Source organism: Caulobacter sp. UNC279MFTsu5.1, from assembly GCF_900114015.1.
GTDB lineage: Bacteria > Pseudomonadota > Alphaproteobacteria > Caulobacterales > Caulobacteraceae > Caulobacter.
This window is the reverse complement of sequence record NZ_FORN01000028.1, coordinates 35,390-51,902: the sequence shown is the minus strand read 5'-3', so window position 1 is coordinate 51,902 and position 16,513 is coordinate 35,390. Positions and strand designations below refer to the sequence as shown.

Here is a 16,513-nt window from a genome sequence, read left to right as displayed (position 1 = left end):
TTCCGGGAAGACAACGAGAAAGAGGGCTAGCGCCCTACGCGCAGGTAAATCGGATTCCCGATCAACAGCAGACGGCCACCAGCGTCGCGCAGATTCAGCCGCACCCAGCTCGCCTTGTCGCCCATCTTCACCGTGAAGGCTCCGGACGGCCCCACGGCCACGGGCAGTCTCGTCCCATCACGGATCACCTCCAGCCCCGCCCTCTCGCCGCCGGTCAGCGACGCCGTGAACGCCACCGTCTCGTCCGGCTTCGCGATCAGGACGCCGCCCATCATCGCCTGGCCGGATTTCGAGCGAGCGCTCAGGTCCAGCATCCGGTCCCTGGTCCCGTCCAGGTCGATGAACACCCGGCCCGCGCGGATCCCCGCCAGGATGCCCGCCGTCGACAGCTCGGCGGCATGGACCACGGTGGTCGGGCGGCCGACGGCGCCGGGGGTGTCGGGGGCCAGGCCGGCGTCGTGGTTATCGCTGCCGCCGACGGCGGTGATCCGATGGCCGGCTTTCAGCCGGGCCTCCCAGAACGGAACGCCGAACAGCGGCCCTTCGACGCCGCCCTGCGCCCGCTGCGAGCCGCCGTTGGCGACCTCGATGGACTGCACCTGGTCATAGTCCGTGCCCGGAACGGTCCAGCCGCAGCCCATGCACTGCTCGCCCGACGGCGAGCTGGGGTGGTTGATCGAGAACAGCCCGCCGGCCGCCGCCACCGCGCCCTGCAGGGCCCGGATGTCCGGCACGCTGGGGTCGCCCAGCCGGAAGTCGATGAAAGCCGTGGGGCCGAAGACGTTGGCGTGGCCCTGGAAGGTGGTGATCTCGCGGCCGGGGATCAGCAGCAGTTGGTCGAAAGCCGGCTGCAGCTCGGCCATGGCCTCGTAGTGGCTGGTGGTGTTGTGGTCGGTGATGGCGATGAAATCCAGGCCCCGGGCCTTGGCCGCCTCGACCGTGCGATAGACCGGGCACGGGGCGCGGACGCCGGACTGGGCCAGGCAGGAACCGTCGCTGTGGGCGGTGTGCATGTGCAGGTCGCCGCGATACCAGCCCGGCGCCGCCTTCAGCGGTCCGGGCGCGAAGCCGACAGCGCCAGGCCGACGCTCGAAGGTGATCTTGGCCTCATAGGCCGCCGCCGAGCCCGGCCGGGCGTTGGGCACGCCCAGCAGCAGGGTCCAGCGGCCGGCCGGCAGCGGGCCGGGCAGATAGCTGGGCGTGGCGTCCTCGGCCGAGACGGTGAAGCGCTTCTTGTTGCCGCCGCTCCAGCCGCGGAACCGCACCGGATCCAGCAGGCCCAGGTCGACGACGGTCTTCTGGTCGCGGGCGTAGTCGACCTCGACGGTCAGGCGGATGACCCCGTCGGGCACGTCGAAGGTCACCGGCTTGTAGGTCTGATGGTCGGCGCCCCGCACTTGGCCGGTCAGGACCAGGTCGGGCTTGGCTTCAGCCCAGGCCGGAGCCGCCATGAGGAGGAAGAGAAGCGCCAGCCAACGGACCATGTTCGGCTCCTGAAAAAACGGGCGACCGGTGGAAACCGGCCGCCCAGTGGGGGGGATTCAGGGGAGGAAGACTAGAACCGGTACATCAGCGCCGCGCGGAACGAGCGACTGAACTCTGGACGGCCGACGCCGTACAGGGCCCCGGCCTCGCTGCTGATGATCTGGCCGGCGCGGGGGTTGCCCTCGGTCAGGCCCAGTTCGTTGGTCAGGTTGTTTCCGTAGGCGTAGACCGTCAGGGCGTCGGTGATGTCGTAGCGGACCGTGGCGCCCACCAGGGTGTAGGCCGGCAGCCTGGAGGTGTTGGCCGCGTCCGAATAGCGGTCGCCGTAGCGCTCGACGGTGGCCTCCAGCCGCAGCTTGCTGTCCAGCAGGTTCAGGCCGGGCGTCAGGCGGAACGAGGTCTTGGGCACGCGCACCAGGCGGTTGCCGGTGAAGTCGCGGGTGCGGCTGGCCGTGGCGGCCGGCGGCTTGACCTGGCAAGTTGGGTCGGCGGCCGAGACCGTGCAGGCCTCCTCGAACTTGTAGTCGCCGAACTCGGGGTTCTGGAGCGTGGCGTTGAAGCGCAGGTCGAACCACGCGGCCGGGCGCACCACGCCTTCCAGCTCCAGGCCCAGGGTCTTGGTGTCGGTGATGCTGGTCTGGTTGACGTAGGCCCCGGTGGTCGGGTTGAACACCAGGCTGCCGAAGCCGAGATTGTCATAGGTGGTCTGGAAGGCCGTGGCGTAGAGCTCGATCCTCGGGGTCACCCATTTGAAGCCCAGCTCGCTGAGGTCCATGGTCTGGACCGCGCCCGAGGCGTTGGTGGCGTTGGTGATGTAGTCGCCCAGCGACGGCAGGCGGAAGGCCGCCGTGTAGCGGCCGAACATGCCCATCTGGCCGGTGAACTTGTAGTCGACGCCCAGCGTCCAGCCGGCATGGTCGAACCTGCGGTCCAGGCGGTCGTAGACGCCCGTGCCGGACAGCACCGTGTCGTCGGCCGGGGTCGGCGACTGGCCGAGGTTCCGGGTCGCCGAGCGCTCGCTGCGGCCCTCGAACGCGATCTTCTCCCAGCGCACGCCGGCGTCGACGCGCAGCTTGGGGGTGAGGCTCCACTCGTCGGTCAGGTAGAGGGCGACGGTGTTGGACTTGCCGTCGCCGTTGGCGAACTCGGCGCCGTAGCGGCTGATGCCGTTCTCGGTCAGGCTGGACAGCACCTTGCCGGCGGCGTCGACGGCGACCAGGTCCAGGCGCCGGGCGTTGCTGCGCACGTCCAGCAGGGCGTTGGCCGAATAGCGGTTGAAGGCCTCTTCCACGTGGGCGGTGTAGACGCCGAACGCCACGTCGTGGGTCTGGTCGCCGAACTGGAACTTGTGCAGGACGCGGGCGTCGTTGATCAGCTCGTCCAGCGGCACGGAAACGTAGCGCAGCGAACCGTCGAGCACGAGGCCGTTGCCGTTCTGGCCGGCCCCGGCGATGTTGAAGACCTCGCCGCTCGTCGTGTAGCGCAGCTGCACGTCGGCGGCGCCCGGCGTGGCGGCCAGCAGGGCGGCGCGGTACTGCTTGATCCGATCGGAGCCCAGCACCGGGGTGTTGGGGAACAGACCGATGCGCTTGGACTCCGAGGTCCGGTAGCGCAGCGTGTCCTGGAAACGCCAGCCGTCGAACGGTTCGTACTTGAACACCGCCGTGGCCTGGGTCAGCTCGACCTCGGTGCCGCGCGTCAGGTCCCAGTTGAACGGACCCGTCGGGCCGCGCAGGGTCAGGTGAGCGGTTTCCGGCCCGGCCAGCGTGCCGGTCAGCGGGTCGAAGCCGGGGGCGGCGCTGGGTTCGCCGGCGGCGTTGAACTTCAGCGGCACCCCGGCGAACAGGATGATGTTGTCGTCCAGGTGTTTCAGGTTGAACTCGAAGCTGCCGCGCTCGAAGTCGCGGCCGGCCTCGATCCGCCACTGATAGCCCTTGTTGGCCGTGTAGCCCGGGTCGCGGACGCCGTCTTCCTCGCGCCAGAAGCCGCCGACCGAGGCGTGCCAGCCGGCCGCCAGCGGGCCGCCGTAGAACAGGTCGACGCGCTTGGTCCCGTAGTCGCTGACCTGGACCTTGGCCAGGCCCTCGGGCGTGTCGCCGCCCTTTCGGGTGATGAAGTTGACCGTGCCGCCGGGCGCGTAGGAAGCGAAGATCGACGAGGGGCCGCCGCGCACCACCTCGATGCGGTCGATGGTCTCGTCCAGGCGGAACGACTGGTCGGCGTTCAGGTAGCCCAGGCCGCCGTCGTGCTGGATCGGCGCGCCGTCCTCCTGCAGGGCGATGGCCGAGAAGCCCTCCTGCGGGATGCCGCGGGCCCGGATGTTGGCGCTGGCCTCGCCGCCCGAGGCCTCGACCCAGAAGCCGGGCACGGCCTTCAGCGCGTCGGCCACGCCCATCGGCGCGCGCAGGCGCAGCGACTCCGCGCTCATGGTGGTGACGGCGTAGCTGGTCTCCAGCCGGGTGCGGACGTCCGAGCCGGCCCGCGAGGTGACGATGATCTCGCCGACCACGTCAGCCGGCGCGTCGGCCAAAGGGGCCGGGGCCTTCTGGCGCAGGGTGATGACCTGGGCGTTGGCCGAGGCGATCTCCAGCTCGCCGCCGTCGATCAGCCGGCGCAGGGCCTCCTCGCGGCCGTAGGCGCCCTTCAGCCCGGCGGTGCGGTGACGGGCGGCCACGTCGTAGGGGAACATCAGCTGCACGCCGGCCTGGCGCGAGAAGGCGTTCAGGGCGGCGGCGGTGTCGCCGGCCGGGATGTCGAAGGTCACGCGCGCGGCGGCCTGGGCCTGGGCCGCGGCCGGGACGATGGACGCCAGGGCCGTGGCGGCCAGCAAGGCGCAGGCGCCGATGCGCAGGCCCAAGGTCTTGATCATGGAAACACCCCCTTGTCGTTGGTCGCCGCGATCGGCGTCTCGAACGGCAAGACGGGGGAGCGGGGCGAAACCCCTATCGAGATTTAAGAAGAATTCGCGACGGTCCGTCCTCGACGATCCGTACACCGAAGGTCGTGCGCAGAGCGTCCAGGAAGCTGTCGGGGTCGCCGGTCAGGAAACGGCCGCCCAGGCGCAGGGCCCCTGCCCGCTCGTCGCCGATCACCAGCTTGCGGGTCAGGTAGCGGTTGTATTCCTCGACGGCGGCCGACAGGGCCTGGCCCTCGAAGACGATCTCGCCGCGCCGCCAGGCCTGGACGCTCTGGGCCTGGTCTTCCGGCGTGGCCACCACCGCCACGCCGCGGGCGCTGACCTCCAGCGCCTGGCGGGCGTCGGCGGGTCCGACCACCTGGGCCTGGGCCGCGCCCGAGGCGGTCTCGACCGCCGCCCGGCCGGCCAGCACGATCAGGTCCAGCCCCGCCGGCCGCAGGCGGGCGTTGAACTGGCCAGCGGCCAGGCGGGCCAGCCCTTGAGACGTGAACAGCTCGAACGGCCGCAGGCGGTCGTGGGCGACCATCAGGGCCGCCTCGCCGCGCGACAGCCACAGCCGTCGGCGCTTGCGGTCGAACCGCCAGAAGACCTCGGTGTCGGTGTTCAGCTCGACCGAGCTGCCGTCGGGCAGGGCCAGGGTCCGGCGCTCGCCCACCCCGGTGATCGCGCGGTCGCGCAGCAGGAGGTCGCGGCCCAGCCAGGCCCCGCCCACGAGACTGGCCGCCAGGGCCGCGCCGCCGCCGGCCAGCCAAGCCCGACGGCTGGGCCCGGGAACGGCCTGGCCGTCGGCGCCGCGCAGGGCGTCGAGCCGGGTCCAGGCGCCGGCCACCTCGGCGAAGGCGGCGGCGCGGCGCGGGTCGGCCTCGCGCCAGGCGTCCAGGTCCTGTTGGCAAGCCCGGCCGGTGTCGAGGCGCGCCAGCCACAGCGAAGCCTCGGCGATCAGCGCGTCTCTGTCTTGATCGCCCGGTTGCGCCATGAACTCGACCGTTTCCCGATACTGCGGCCATCGCCCGTGGCCAGGGCCTTGGTCAAGAGCTTGAGGCCCTTGGCCAGGTGCTTCTCGACTGTAGAGACGGACAGGTTCAACCTAACCGCTATCTGTCCGGGCGACAGGCCGTGCATTTTTCGCAGGGTCAGCACTTTTCGGCACTTGGCGGGCAGGCGATCCAGGGCCGCCAGCACCAGGTCCAGCTCCTGGCGAGCGCTGGTCACCGCATAGGCGTCCGGCGCCGGGTCGGGCAGAGCGTCCATCTCCAGCACCCCGATCTGACGGATGCCCACCACCTTGGCGCGGCGGAAACGTTCGAAGGCCAGGTTGCGGATGATGGTCAGCACGAACCGCTCTGGCGCCTCCAGCCGCCGCCACTCGGCCACGCCCAGCACCTTGGCGTAGGCCTCCTGCACCAGGTCCTCGGCGTCGCCCTCGTCGCCGACCAGCTTGCGGGCATAGGCTCGGTAGTTTCCCGCATAGGGCAGGACGCGGGCGGCGAACCAGCGGTCGATGTCGCGAAGCCAGGCCATGGAAGACGTCCCGCCCCCTCATCGCTGCGCCAGGATCCCGGACGCCGAACTAGCCGCATCGTGTGTCGGTTTGCTGACAGGCGCTGGGAGTTCGGCGCGCCGTGGAGCGCTTGAAGACCGAGGATTGTATAATCTCATAAAATGGATTGACGTTACAAAATATGGAATTAGCGTCCGAGGCGAGGCTGGCGGAGACCGCCCAGAGGACGCGCGCCCATGACGACGCCCACCCGACGTGATGTGATGGTGCAGGCGGCCCTGGCCGGCGCCCTGGCGGGACCGGCCGCGTCGCTGGCCGGCGCTCCGGTCCAGGCCGCGACGGGCAAGCCCTTGCCGCAAACGCTGGCGACGTGGATCGACGGCCGACCGCCGGCCCTGAACGCCGGCCAGACCTGGGGCGTCCCCTGGCCGCAGGGCGCGCTGCCCCGCAAGCAGGCGTTCCGCGCCCGGTCGGCCGACGGCGGCGCCGTGCCCCTGCAGACCTGGCCCCTGGCCTACTGGCCCGACGGCTCGCTGAAATGGACGGCCCACGCCGTGGGGGCCGGCGACCTGGGCGCACGCTTAACGATCGAGCCCGGCAAGCCGGATCCCGTCACGCCCGGTGTCCGCGTGACCGAAGGCCCGACCGCCATCGAGGTCTCGACCGGCCCGGCCACCTGGCGCTTCCCCCGCGACGGCTCGGCCCTGATCGCCTCGGCGACCCGGGGCGGGCGCGAGGTGCTGCGCAATGTCCGCCTCGTCCTGCAGACCCAGGACGCGCCCGAGATCGGCCCGGCGCCGGTGAGCCGCAAGACCTTCGAAAGCGCGCTCGACAAGGTCGTGATCGAGCAGAACGGACCGGTCCGGGCCGTGATCCGTGTCGAGGGCCGCCACAAGAACGCAGACCGCGCCTGGGCCCCGTTCATCGTCCGCTTCTACGCCTATGCCGGGGCGGACTCGCTGCGGATGATGCACACCTTCGTCTTCGACGGCGACGCAGGCGCGGACTTCGTCTGCGGCCTGGGCGTCACCGCAGACGTACCGATGGCCGATGAACTCTACGACCGCCACGTCCGCTTCACCGGCCAGGATGAAGGCCAAGATACGGGACTGTGGGCCGAGGCGGTCAAGCCGCTGACCGGCCTGCGCCGCGACCCCGGCGCGGCGTTCCGCGAGGCCCAGGTCGCCGGCCGCAAGGTTCCGCCCGTCGAGCAGATGGCGGCGCCCGTCCGCTCGGCCCTGCACCTGATCCCGGCCTGGGGCGACTTCCTGCTGTCGCAGCCCACGGCCGACGGCTTCACGATCCGCAAGCGCACCGCGCCGGGCCATGCCTGGATCCGTGCCGACGGCGGAGCGCGAGCCAGCGGCGTGGCCTATGTCGGCGGCGCCGGCGGCGGGGCGGCGATCGGCCTCGGCAACTTCTGGCGCGCCCCGCCGACCGCCCTGGAGATCCGCGGCGCGGCCGGCGACGTCGCCCAGCTGACCGCCTGGCTGTGGTCGCCCGACGCCCCGGTGATGGACACCCGCTTCTATCACGACGGCCTGGGCATGGAGACCCACGCCCAGGAGACCGAAGGCCTCAACATCACCTACGAGGACTACGAGAAGGGCTGGGGGACGCCCACGGGGATCGCCCGCACCACCGAGCTGCGGCTGTGGGCCTTGGACGCCACCCCGGCCCGCGACCGCTTCCCGCTGATGGCCCAGCTGAACGATCGGCCGCCACGGCTGATGGCGACGCCCGAGCGGATCCACGCCGCCGGCGTGCTGGGCGCCTGGAGCCTGCCCGACCGGAGCACGCCGCTGAAGGCCCGGATCGAGGACCGCCAGGACCAGTTGCTGAACTTCTACCTCGCTCAGATCGAGCAGCGCCGCTGGTACGGCTTCTGGGACTATGGCGACGTCATGCACAGCTACGACGTCGACCGCCACGTCTGGCGCTATGACATCGGCGGCTTCGCCTGGGACAATTCCGAGCTGTCGACCGATCTGTGGCTGTGGCTGAGCTTCCTGCGCGGCGGCCGGGCCGACGTGTTCCGGATGGCCGAGGCCATGACCCGCCACACCGGCGAGGTCGACGTCTATCACGTCGGCCCCTACCGGGGCCTGGGCACGCGGCACGGCGTGCAGCACTGGGGCGACAGCTCCAAGCAGCCGCGGGTCAGCAACGCCCTCTATCGCCGCATCTACTACTACCTGACCGCCGACGAGCGGGTCGGCGACCTGATGCGCGAGCTGGTCGACGGCGACCAGGCGCTGACCCGGGTCAATATCGGCCGCAAGCTGGAGGACGGCGCTTGGCCCAAGGGCGAGATCCGCGCCTCGTTCGGCACCGACTGGAGCTCGCTGTGCGGGGCCTGGTTCACCGAGTGGGAGCGGACCGGCGATCCGCGCTGGCGCGACCGGATCGTCGCCGGCATGAAGTCGATCACCGCCCTGCAGAAGCAGTGGTTCGCCGGCAGCGCGACCTACGACGCCAAGACCGGCGCGTTCTCCGGCGCGGGCGACCGCCTGGCGGTCTCGCACCTGAACGCGGCGTTCGGCGCCCCAGAGATCCATGTCGAGATGCTGGCCCTGATCCGCGAGCCCGCCTACGACAGGGCCTGGCTGGACTATTGCCGCTGGTACAACGCCTCGCGCGAGGAGCAGACGGCCCAGTTCGGCCGGCCGCTGGGCCCCAACGGCCTGCGCCAGGGCCATTCGCGCCTGACCGCCTACGCCGCCTCGCGCCTGGGCGACAAGGCGCTGGCCGAGCGGGCCTGGAGCGAGTTCTTCGGCCGCGGCGTGGTCGAGGACCTGAACCTGACGACCATGACCCGGCGCTTCGCCGGCCCCGACGTGCTCAACCCCGTCGACGAGGCGGCCGGGGTCACCACCAACGGCGCGGCCCAATGGGGCCTGGCGGCGATCATGAACCTGGCCCTGGTTCCGGAGGCGTTGGGGGCGGTGGAGGTGAAGTAGCGACCGCCTTACGGCTCATAACCGCTGTCATCTCGGAAGCCCCGCAGAGGCCGTCGGGGACCCAAGGGACTGGGCTGATGCGGTGCGGCTGCCCTGGATTCCGGACAAGTGCTGCGCGCTTTCCGGGATGACAACGGGAGGGGCTTGCCGAAGGACGCGGTTTTCGCTCCCCGGAAGGCGCTCTAGTCCAGGTCCAGCGCCCAGGTTTGCCCCAGAAGGTCGTGGCCGAACGAGTGGTGCGCCGTCTCGTCGACCAGCACGAAGCCCGCCCGCTGGTAGATCCGCCGGGCGGCGACCAGGATGCTGTTGGTCCACAGCTCCAGGCGGCGATAGCCGACCGCCCGCGCCCGCTCGATGCAGGCCTGGACGAGCATGGCCCCCACGCCCCGGCCTCGCATGTCGGGCTCGACATAGAGCAGCCGCAGCCTGCCGACGTCCGGCGCGTCGCCGCGCACCAAGAAGATCGACCCCACCACCCGGCCGTCCTGCTCGGCGATCCAAGCGGCCTCGCGCGTCGGATCGAACGCCTGGACGAAGTCGGCCAGGATCCGCGCCACCAGGGCTTCGTAGTCCTGGGTCCAGCCGTACTCCTGGGTGTAGAGCACCGCCTGCCGGTGGACGATCCAGCCCAGGTCGCCAGGGCGCAGGTCGCGGAGCGTCACCGCGCCGGCGGGCGCTTCCTCGAACACCTCGCCGATGGACCGGGCGGCCGCCAGCAGGATCTCGCGCTTGCCCGTCGGCAGGGCCGTCAGCAGGCCGGCGATCGCGTCGCGGGTGTTGCGCTCGAGGGCGGCGAAGGCTTCGCGACCGGCGGGCGTCAGGCGGATCGGCCGGCTGCGCCCCCCGCCGGGATGCGGGACCGTCTCGACCAGGCCGCGCGCCTCGAAGCGCTTGAGGGTCCGGCTCAGTTGGGCCGGGTCGAGGTCGAGGACGCGGGTGATCTCCGCCGCCGTCGGATCGCTCCGGTGGGCCAGTTCATACAGAACCCGCGCCTCGGTCAGCGAGAATGGACTGCTGTCCAGGCGAGGATTCAGGAGGCCGAGCTTGCGCGTGTACAGCCGGTTGAAGGCGCGCAGGGCGGCGATCTGGGTCTCCGGAATCATGGCGGGCTCCGCGCTGCATGTTGACGGAGTCAAATAGTTGATATCTTGACTGAGTCAATATACTGAGCAGGGCGCGTTCAGACCGCCGCCGGCGCCGCATGGGCGGGACGGTATCGGGCCGCGTCGGTGACGTATTCGGCGTGGCCGTAGCGGGCCAGCAGCCTGTGCACGCGGCGCTCCAGCACGGCGTCGGCCAGACCGCGCAGGCCCGGAACCTTGCCGGCCATCTGAAAAGCCGCCATCCGCGCGGTCACGTCCAGGGCCACGGCCGCGAACACCAGCCGGTCGACCGGCGCGACCTCGACCCCCATCCGCGCCGCCGCCGCCCGGTCGCCGTTCAGGAAGTGGCGCACGAAGAACACCTTGGCGAAGCGGCGCTCGACGTGGTCGTGCAGACGGTTGGCCGGCGAGCGGTCGGGCGGCAGGTAGGCGGCCAGGGTGGCTCGGATCAGGGCGCCGCAGGTCTCGTCGTCGAAGCCCCGGCGCAGGGTGGAGTCGCGGGCGGTCATGGCGCGGACGATCCCCTCGGGCGTGTCGGCCAGCAGGTCGCGCGGCAGGCCCAGCAGGAAGCAGCGATAGCGGGCCAGCTCGACCTTGGCCCGCTCCTCGGCGGTGAACCGCCGTCGGCCCTGGCGCAGGATCTTGAACGACAGCAGGTAGATCGGGATCAGGCCGGCCGGCATCTGGTCGACCTGAGGGATCGGCACGCCGTAGACCGACGCGTCCCAACGGCCCGAGCGAAGGGCGTTGAACCGCACCATCGAATGCATCAGCCGCACCATGGCGGCGGCCTTGAACCCGGCGCCATGGCGCTCCAGAGCGCCGGGCAGCACCGTGGTGGCGAAGAAGGCCGCCGTCTCGTTGACCCGCCGGGCGGCGCCGTCGTGGGTCAGAGTCCCGGTCAGGGCCATGGGCAGGGCCGAGTATTTGTTCAGGAAGGTGGCCACGAACGCCCCCCGGATCGCGAACGGCGCCAGGTGAGCCATGGCGTTGAGGTCCAGCCGCGCCCCCTCGCGCACCAGGTCCATGTCGATCCAGTCGGGCGCGGCCTCCATGTCGGCGATGAAGGCGGCCAGTTGCGGCGGCGCGTCGGCCACGGCCTCCACGCCGTGCTCGCAGGCCGTGGTCAGCATGTCGATCAGCCGGCGAAAGCCGTACTTGGGGATCAGGGCGGCGTAGGCGTCGGCGACCATGTCGCCCAGCAGGGTGTAGGCCTGGACCCGGTCCAGGTCGTCCTGGGTGACGGTCACGCCCAGCGGCGCGCGGTCGCGCACCACGGCCTTGGACGCGTCCGGCGTGAAGCGCTTGGGCACGGCGTCGAAATCGAGGTTTCCGTAAAGCGCCGGCAGTCGCGTCTTCTGCGACGCCACCTTGGCGCGGACCTGGTCGATAGAGAGACTCATCGGCGCTCCTGGAGGTGCGAACTTGGGGGCGAAACCCTGGTGTCGCCGCCGAGCTTATGTAACCGTCGTTCAGGGTCTACTCGCCTTCCCGCCGAGACGGCGGAGCGGCAGGGGAAGGATGGCAAGTGGCTGAAAGACAACGCAGAACCCCGCGCCAGGCCCGCTCGGAATCGACGATCGACGCGATCCTGGACGCGACCTTTCAACTTCTCGAGGCCGACGGCGTCGACCGGCTGACCACCAACCGCATCGCCGAGCGGGCCGGGGTCAGCATCGGCACCCTCTACCAGTACTTCGCCGGCAAGCAGGACATCCTGGCCGCCCTGGCCCAGCGCCGGGCCGCCAGCGTGCGCGACGCCATCGCCGAGACGGTGATCGAGCGCCCGGAGATCGGCAGCGTGCGAGATATCGTCCGCACCCTGATGAAAAGCGTCGAAGGTTCGCCCGCCACCGGCCAGGTGCTGTTCGACGCCCTGTTCCAGAAGGGCAAGGACGGCATGCTGGCGCACCACCACCAGGCCTTCCTGGCCTCGATCGCCGGCAAGGCGCGGCTGGAGATCGCCCTGACCAACGAGTCGGCCTTCGTCCTGACCCACGCCGCGATCGGCCTGCTGCGCGCCGCGGCGGCCGAGAAGGACCTGAGCCTGGACCCGGCGGCGCTGGAGGACGAGCTGGTGCGGCTGATGGAGGCCTATGTGGCGGCGCTGGCGACGGCCCAGCGAACCCAATAGGCGTTGTCATCCTCGAGGTGTTCGGGGGCGTCCCGCGCCTTAACCGGACAAGCGGAGAAGCGGTAATATTGCAGCCCGATACAGCGATGTTTCGGCCCGATACAAAGCCGCATCAAAAAAGACGCCGGAAGACCTGACAAAGGGTCCAACCGCGCCGCTTCGCCCATGATGCAAGTCCAGGCGAGGCCATAATCTGGCTGTATGTCCGCTGTCATGATCCTGAACGCCCTCGCCGAAACCGCCACCGTCCTGCTGGTCGAGGACGACGACGTGCTGCGCCAGGAGATGGCCGACTATCTGGCGGGCCAGGGCTACGCCGTGCGCCAGGCCGCCGACGCGCACGCCGCCCGCGCGGTGCTGGAGACGCGGCCGGTCGACGTGCTGGTGCTGGACGTCAACCTGCCCGGCGAGACCGGCCTGTCGCTGTGCCGCCGGGTGTCGGGGACCGACGGGCCGGCCATCCTGCTGCTCAGCGCCCTGGGCGATCCGATCGACCGCATCGTCGGCCTGGAGCTGGGCGCCGACGACTATGTGGTCAAGCCGATCCCGCCGCGCGAGCTGCTGGCCCGGGTCAAGGCCCTGCTGCGCCGCCGGGCCGGCGGCAAGGGGCCGCGCCGCGACGTGCGCCTGTTCGCCGGCTTCCGGCTGGACGCCGCCGCCCGCCAGCTGACCGCGCCCAACGGCGTGCTGCTGCTGCTGACCCCGGGCGAGTTCGCCATCCTGTCGACCCTGGCCGACCACGCCCGCTCGGTGGTGTCGCGCGACGAGCTGCTGACCATCATCGCCGGCGAGACGGTCGAGAACCTGGGCCGCCGGGTCGACCTGCACATCAGCCGCCTGCGCCGCAAGATCGAGGCCCAGTCCGAGCAGCCCCTGATCCGCACCTATCGCGGCATGGGCTACATGCTGGACGCCAAGGTCACGCTGGAATGACGGGCCGGGGGGCCCTTCCCGGCGGTCGCCTGTTCAAGGGGTGGCCCAGCCCGCCGATCGCCTTGCAGATCCTGGCCCTGCTGATCGCCGGCCTGGTCGTGGCCCAGACCGTGACCCTGGTCCTGACCGTGCTGCTGCCGCCGGCCCCGGCCATGCACCACAGCCTGGCCGACATCGCCGCCGGCCTGCGCGGGGCCGTGCCCGACAGCGACGACGACCGCCCCCTGGTCCGTACGGTCGAGACCCAGCCGCCCAGCCTGCTGAGTCCCGGCTGGGTGGCCTCCGAGCCGGCCCGCGCCGACCTGGCCCGCCTGCTGAACGCGCCACGCGAGGACGTCCGCCTGCTGTTCTACGCCCCGCCGCCGTTCGCCGGCACGGAGAGCCGCCCCGCCCGGTCGCCGCTGGCCCTGCTGTTCACCACCTACGCCGAGGCCCAGACCCTGCCGCCGGGGCCTGGCCCCAGCAACGTAGGCGGCGTGGGCGGGATGGGCGGCGGCATGGGGCCGATGGGCGACTCGATGGGCCCGGGGAGCGTGCAGATCCACCAGGACTTTCCGTCCGGCGCGGCGATGCGCGCCGGGCCCGGCCAGCGCGTCTTCCGCTACGTGTCGCCCGAGGCCGGCCGCTCGACCGACCCGCTGTTCGCCGCCCCGTTCCGTTCACGGACGACCCTGCCGGATTCGCTGCGCGGCGTGGCTCCGCCGGCGCCGCCTCTGGATCCGGTCGCCGACGCCGCCGCGCGCGAGCCGACCTTGAAGCGCCCGCCGCCGCCCCAGCCCCTGGCCCGGACCACCCCGGTCACCGAGCCTGTCCAGTCCGCGCCCCACGTCGCCCTCCCCGCGCCCCGGCCGGTCCCGCCCAGGCCCGAGCCGGCCGCCGAGGCGACGGCCGGCCGCCCCCTGGCCGCGCCGGTGACCCGCAGCCTTTTCGGCCTGGCCCCGCCGCCGTTCATCGAGGGCGACTTCGTGGCCGCCCTGCGCGTCGGTCCAAACCAGTGGGCGACCCTGCGGCCCCGGCCCGAGGCCTTCCCCAACAGCTGGCAACGCCGGGTGCTGATGTGGTTCGCCCTGTCCCTGGCCGTGGTCGCGCCGCTGGGCTGGATCTTCGCCCGCCGGCTGGCCGCGCCCCTGGCCGGCTTCGCCGCCGCCGCCGAGCAGCTGGGCCGCGACCCCGCCTCGCCGGTCATCGTCTCCGACGGACCGGCCGAGATCGGCCGCGCCGCCCGGGCCTTCAACGCCATGCAGGGCCGGCTGAGCCGCTACATCACCGACCGCACAGCGATGATCGGCGCCATCTCGCACGACCTGCGCACGCCCCTGGCCCGGCTGCGCTTCCGCCTGGAGCGCGCCTCGCCCGCGCTGCGCCGCGAGATCACCCAGGACCTGGACCAGATGGAGGCGATGATCACCTCGGTGCTGGCCTTCATGCGCGAGGACGCCGAGGCCGGCGCCCGCCAGCGGGTCGACCTGCGCTCGCTGCTGGAATGCGTGATCGACGAGGCCGAGGTCACCGGCGCCGACGCGGCCTTGGCCCCGGGCGAACCGGCCGAGGTCGAGGTCTCGGTGCTCGGCCTGCAGCGGGTGTTCGCCAACCTGGTGGACAACGCCGTCAAGTACGGCGACAGCGCCCGGGTGTCCCTGCATGTCGAGGGCGACGAGACGGTGGTCGAGATCCGCGACCGGGGCCCCGGCCTGGCCCCGGACGAACTTGAGCGGGTGTTCACCCCGTTCTATCGCGGCGTCGAGGCCCGCACCTCCAGCAAGCAAGGCGTCGGCCTGGGCCTCAGCTCGGCCCGCTCGATCATCCGCGCCCACGGCGGCGACATCCGCCTGGCGCTGCCGGGCGAGGGCCTGCTGGTGCAGGTGCGCCTGCCGCTGGTCGGCGGCGGCGTGGCGGCGGCGCCGGCGCGGCTGCAGGCGGCGGAGTAGGCGGCCTCTCCCGTTGTCATCCCGAAAAGCACACAGCGCTTGCCGGTCCGCGATCAGGTCGCCGCGACGCCGCAGTATCGGTCGATAAAGGCCTGGTGGTTCGGCAGGCCGCCGACGGCGCGGGCGATGTTGCCGCTCAGGTCGGCCAGGGCCCGGCGCAGCTGCTCCGGGGGCATCAGGCGGCCCATCTGGTGATGGGCCGCCGGCTGCAGCCGCTGGCCCAGCATCACCTGCAGCCAGGAATCGACCTGGAACAGCTCGCCCGGCGCCTGGAAGGCCTGGGCGCTCTCGCGGAACAGGGCGATGCGTTGGGCCAGGCTGTCGGGAATGTCCATCGTCCGGCAGCGGTCCCAGAACGGGCTGTCGGTCCGCTCGGTCAGCTTGTAGTGCAGGATGATGAAGTCGCGGATCTTCTCCAGCTCGTCGACGGCCTGCTGGTTGTAGCGGGCGACCACGGCCTCGCTGACGCCGCCGAACGGGAACAGCTGCATCAGCCGCGTCACCCCGATCATGATCAGGTGGATCGAGGTCGATTCCAGCGGCTCGACGAAACCGCTGGCCAGGCCCAGGGCGACGCAGTTCTTGGACCAGGTCTTGCGCCGGCGGCCGGTGCGGTAGCGGATCACCCGCGGCTCGATCAGCCGCTCGCCGTCCAGCGCCCCAAGCAGCGTCTCGCGCGCCTGGTCATCCGACATGTATTCGTTGCAGTACACCAGGCCGTTGCCGACCCGGTGCTGCAGCGGGATCTTCCAGCGCCAGCCGGCCGCGTGGGCGATGGCGCGGGTATAGGGCACGGCCGGGCCGGTCGAGCGGGTCTGCACGGCCAGGGCGCTGTTGGTCGGCAGCCAATGGCTCCAGTCCTCGTAGCCCGCCTCCAGCGTCTGCTCGATCAGCAGGCCCCGGAAGCCGGTGCAGTCGACGAACAGGTCGCCCTCGACCCGGTCGCCGTTCTCCATGACCAGGGCCTGGATGAAGCCGGTCTCCGGGTGCTGCTGGACCTGGCTGATCTTGCCCTCGACCCGCCGGACGCCCAGGTCCTCGCTCATCCGCCGCAGGAAGCCGCCGTACAGCGTGGCGTCCAGGTGATAGGCGTAGTTCAGCTCGGGGCCCTCGCCGGCCGAGAACCGGTCGGCCTCCGCGGCCTTCAGCTCGAAGCAGTAGTCGCCCAGCTCGCCGCCGAAGCCGGCCGCCTTGGCCGCCAGCCAGAAGTGATGGAAGCTTCCCATCCAGTTCGACTTTCCCACCTGGCCGAACGAGTGGATGTAGCGGTCGCCGATCTGGCCCCAGTGCTCGAACGAGATGCCCAGCTTGAACGTCGCCTGGGTGGCGCGCATGAAGGCCGGCTCGTCGATGCCCAGCAGGGCGTTGAAGGTGCGGGCGGTGGGGATGGTCGACTCCCCCACCCCGACCGTGCCGATCTCGTCGGACTCGATCAGGGTGATGTCGAGCAGCGGGCCCAGCTGCTTAGCCAGCGCCGCCGCCGCCATCCAACCCGCCGTGCCGCCCCCGGCGATGACGACCTTCTTCACGACCTGGTCTTGCATGGGGCTCT

Annotated in this window: 11 protein-coding genes; 4 read left to right on the top strand and 7 right to left on the bottom strand. The window is 71.3% G+C overall.

Annotation, left to right across the window (positions count from 1 at the left end):
• Positions 1 to 26: 26 nt before the first annotated feature.
• From BM066_RS15905 to BM066_RS15890, 4 genes are all read right to left on the bottom strand, one after another.
• A complete protein-coding gene (locus BM066_RS15905) occupies positions 27 to 1,484 on the bottom strand; it encodes a CehA/McbA family metallohydrolase (protein WP_089929502.1) in 1,458 nt (485 codons plus the stop codon).
• Positions 1,485 to 1,555: 71 nt separating this feature from the next.
• Positions 1,556 to 4,354, bottom strand: a complete 2,799-nt coding sequence (locus tag BM066_RS15900; RefSeq protein WP_177218478.1) for a TonB-dependent receptor — start codon at positions 4,352 to 4,354, stop codon at positions 1,556 to 1,558.
• A gap of 73 nt (positions 4,355 to 4,427) precedes the next feature.
• A complete protein-coding gene (locus tag BM066_RS15895) occupies positions 4,428 to 5,378 on the bottom strand; it encodes a FecR family protein (protein WP_089929500.1) in 951 nt (316 codons plus the stop codon).
• On the bottom strand, positions 5,342 to 5,923 hold the full coding sequence (locus BM066_RS15890; protein WP_089929499.1) for an RNA polymerase sigma factor: 582 nt from the start codon (positions 5,921 to 5,923) through the stop codon (positions 5,342 to 5,344). Before BM066_RS15890 ends, BM066_RS15895 begins: the two co-directional genes overlap by 37 nt.
• Before the next feature lie 216 nt (positions 5,924 to 6,139).
• On the opposite strand from BM066_RS15890, the gene BM066_RS15885 reads away from it, so the two are divergent.
• Entirely contained in the window at positions 6,140 to 8,863 is a 2,724-nt protein-coding gene (locus BM066_RS15885; protein ID WP_089929497.1) for an exo-rhamnogalacturonan lyase family protein, read from the top strand.
• A gap of 182 nt (positions 8,864 to 9,045) precedes the next feature.
• On the opposite strand, the gene BM066_RS15880 is transcribed toward BM066_RS15885, so the two are convergent.
• Together BM066_RS15880 and BM066_RS15875 are read right to left on the bottom strand one after the other, a co-directional pair.
• Positions 9,046 to 9,966, bottom strand: coding sequence for a bifunctional helix-turn-helix transcriptional regulator/GNAT family N-acetyltransferase (locus BM066_RS15880; protein WP_089929495.1), 921 nt, complete (start codon positions 9,964 to 9,966; stop codon positions 9,046 to 9,048).
• Between the two features lie 77 nt (positions 9,967 to 10,043).
• Positions 10,044 to 11,369, bottom strand: coding sequence for an oxygenase MpaB family protein (locus BM066_RS15875; RefSeq protein ID WP_089929494.1), 1,326 nt, complete (start codon positions 11,367 to 11,369; stop codon positions 10,044 to 10,046).
• A 125-nt stretch (positions 11,370 to 11,494) separates the two neighbouring features.
• Here BM066_RS15875 and BM066_RS15870 point away from each other — a divergent pair, with 125 nt between their 5' ends.
• The 3 genes from BM066_RS15870 (at position 11,495) to BM066_RS15860 (ending at position 14,961) form a co-directional block, all read left to right on the top strand.
• Positions 11,495 to 12,100 carry a TetR/AcrR family transcriptional regulator gene (locus BM066_RS15870; protein WP_018061163.1) on the top strand — a complete coding sequence of 202 codons (606 nt, stop codon included), beginning with the start codon at positions 11,495 to 11,497 and terminating at the stop codon, positions 12,098 to 12,100.
• A gap of 201 nt (positions 12,101 to 12,301) precedes the next feature.
• Positions 12,302 to 13,033 (top strand): response regulator, encoded by a 732-nt coding sequence (locus BM066_RS15865; protein WP_255367618.1) that lies wholly within the window; start codon positions 12,302 to 12,304, stop codon positions 13,031 to 13,033.
• Positions 13,030 to 14,961, top strand: a complete 1,932-nt coding sequence (locus tag BM066_RS15860) for a sensor histidine kinase (protein ID WP_018113303.1) — start codon at positions 13,030 to 13,032, stop codon at positions 14,959 to 14,961. The genes BM066_RS15865 and BM066_RS15860 overlap by 4 nt, the downstream gene beginning before the upstream one ends.
• Before the next feature lie 53 nt (positions 14,962 to 15,014).
• Here the strand turns inward: BM066_RS15860 and BM066_RS15855 are convergent, their stop codons facing one another.
• The gene (locus BM066_RS15855; protein ID WP_018061933.1) at positions 15,015 to 16,505 is read right to left on the bottom strand and encodes a tryptophan halogenase family protein; all 1,491 of its coding nucleotides are present in this window, start codon (positions 16,503 to 16,505) and stop codon (positions 15,015 to 15,017) included.
• Between the last annotated feature and the right edge of the window lie 8 nt (positions 16,506 to 16,513).

Coding starts and splice junctions, on each gene's coding strand:
- BM066_RS15895 (WP_089929500.1), bottom strand. CDS start 5,378: ATGGCGCAACCGGGCGATCAAGACAGAGACGCGCTGATCGCCGAGGCT.
- BM066_RS15885 (WP_089929497.1), top strand. CDS start 6,140: ATGACGACGCCCACCCGACGTGATGTGATGGTGCAGGCGGCCCTGGCC.
- BM066_RS15855 (WP_018061933.1), bottom strand. CDS start 16,505: ATGCAAGACCAGGTCGTGAAGAAGGTCGTCATCGCCGGGGGCGGCACG.
- BM066_RS15880 (WP_089929495.1), bottom strand. CDS start 9,966: ATGATTCCGGAGACCCAGATCGCCGCCCTGCGCGCCTTCAACCGGCTG.
- BM066_RS15905 (WP_089929502.1), bottom strand. CDS start 1,484: ATGGTCCGTTGGCTGGCGCTTCTCTTCCTCCTCATGGCGGCTCCGGCC.
- BM066_RS15890 (WP_089929499.1), bottom strand. CDS start 5,923: ATGGCCTGGCTTCGCGACATCGACCGCTGGTTCGCCGCCCGCGTCCTG.
- BM066_RS15860 (WP_018113303.1), top strand. CDS start 13,030: ATGACGGGCCGGGGGGCCCTTCCCGGCGGTCGCCTGTTCAAGGGGTGG.
- BM066_RS15865 (WP_255367618.1), top strand. CDS start 12,302: ATGTCCGCTGTCATGATCCTGAACGCCCTCGCCGAAACCGCCACCGTC.
- BM066_RS15875 (WP_089929494.1), bottom strand. CDS start 11,369: ATGAGTCTCTCTATCGACCAGGTCCGCGCCAAGGTGGCGTCGCAGAAG.
- BM066_RS15900 (WP_177218478.1), bottom strand. CDS start 4,354: ATGATCAAGACCTTGGGCCTGCGCATCGGCGCCTGCGCCTTGCTGGCC.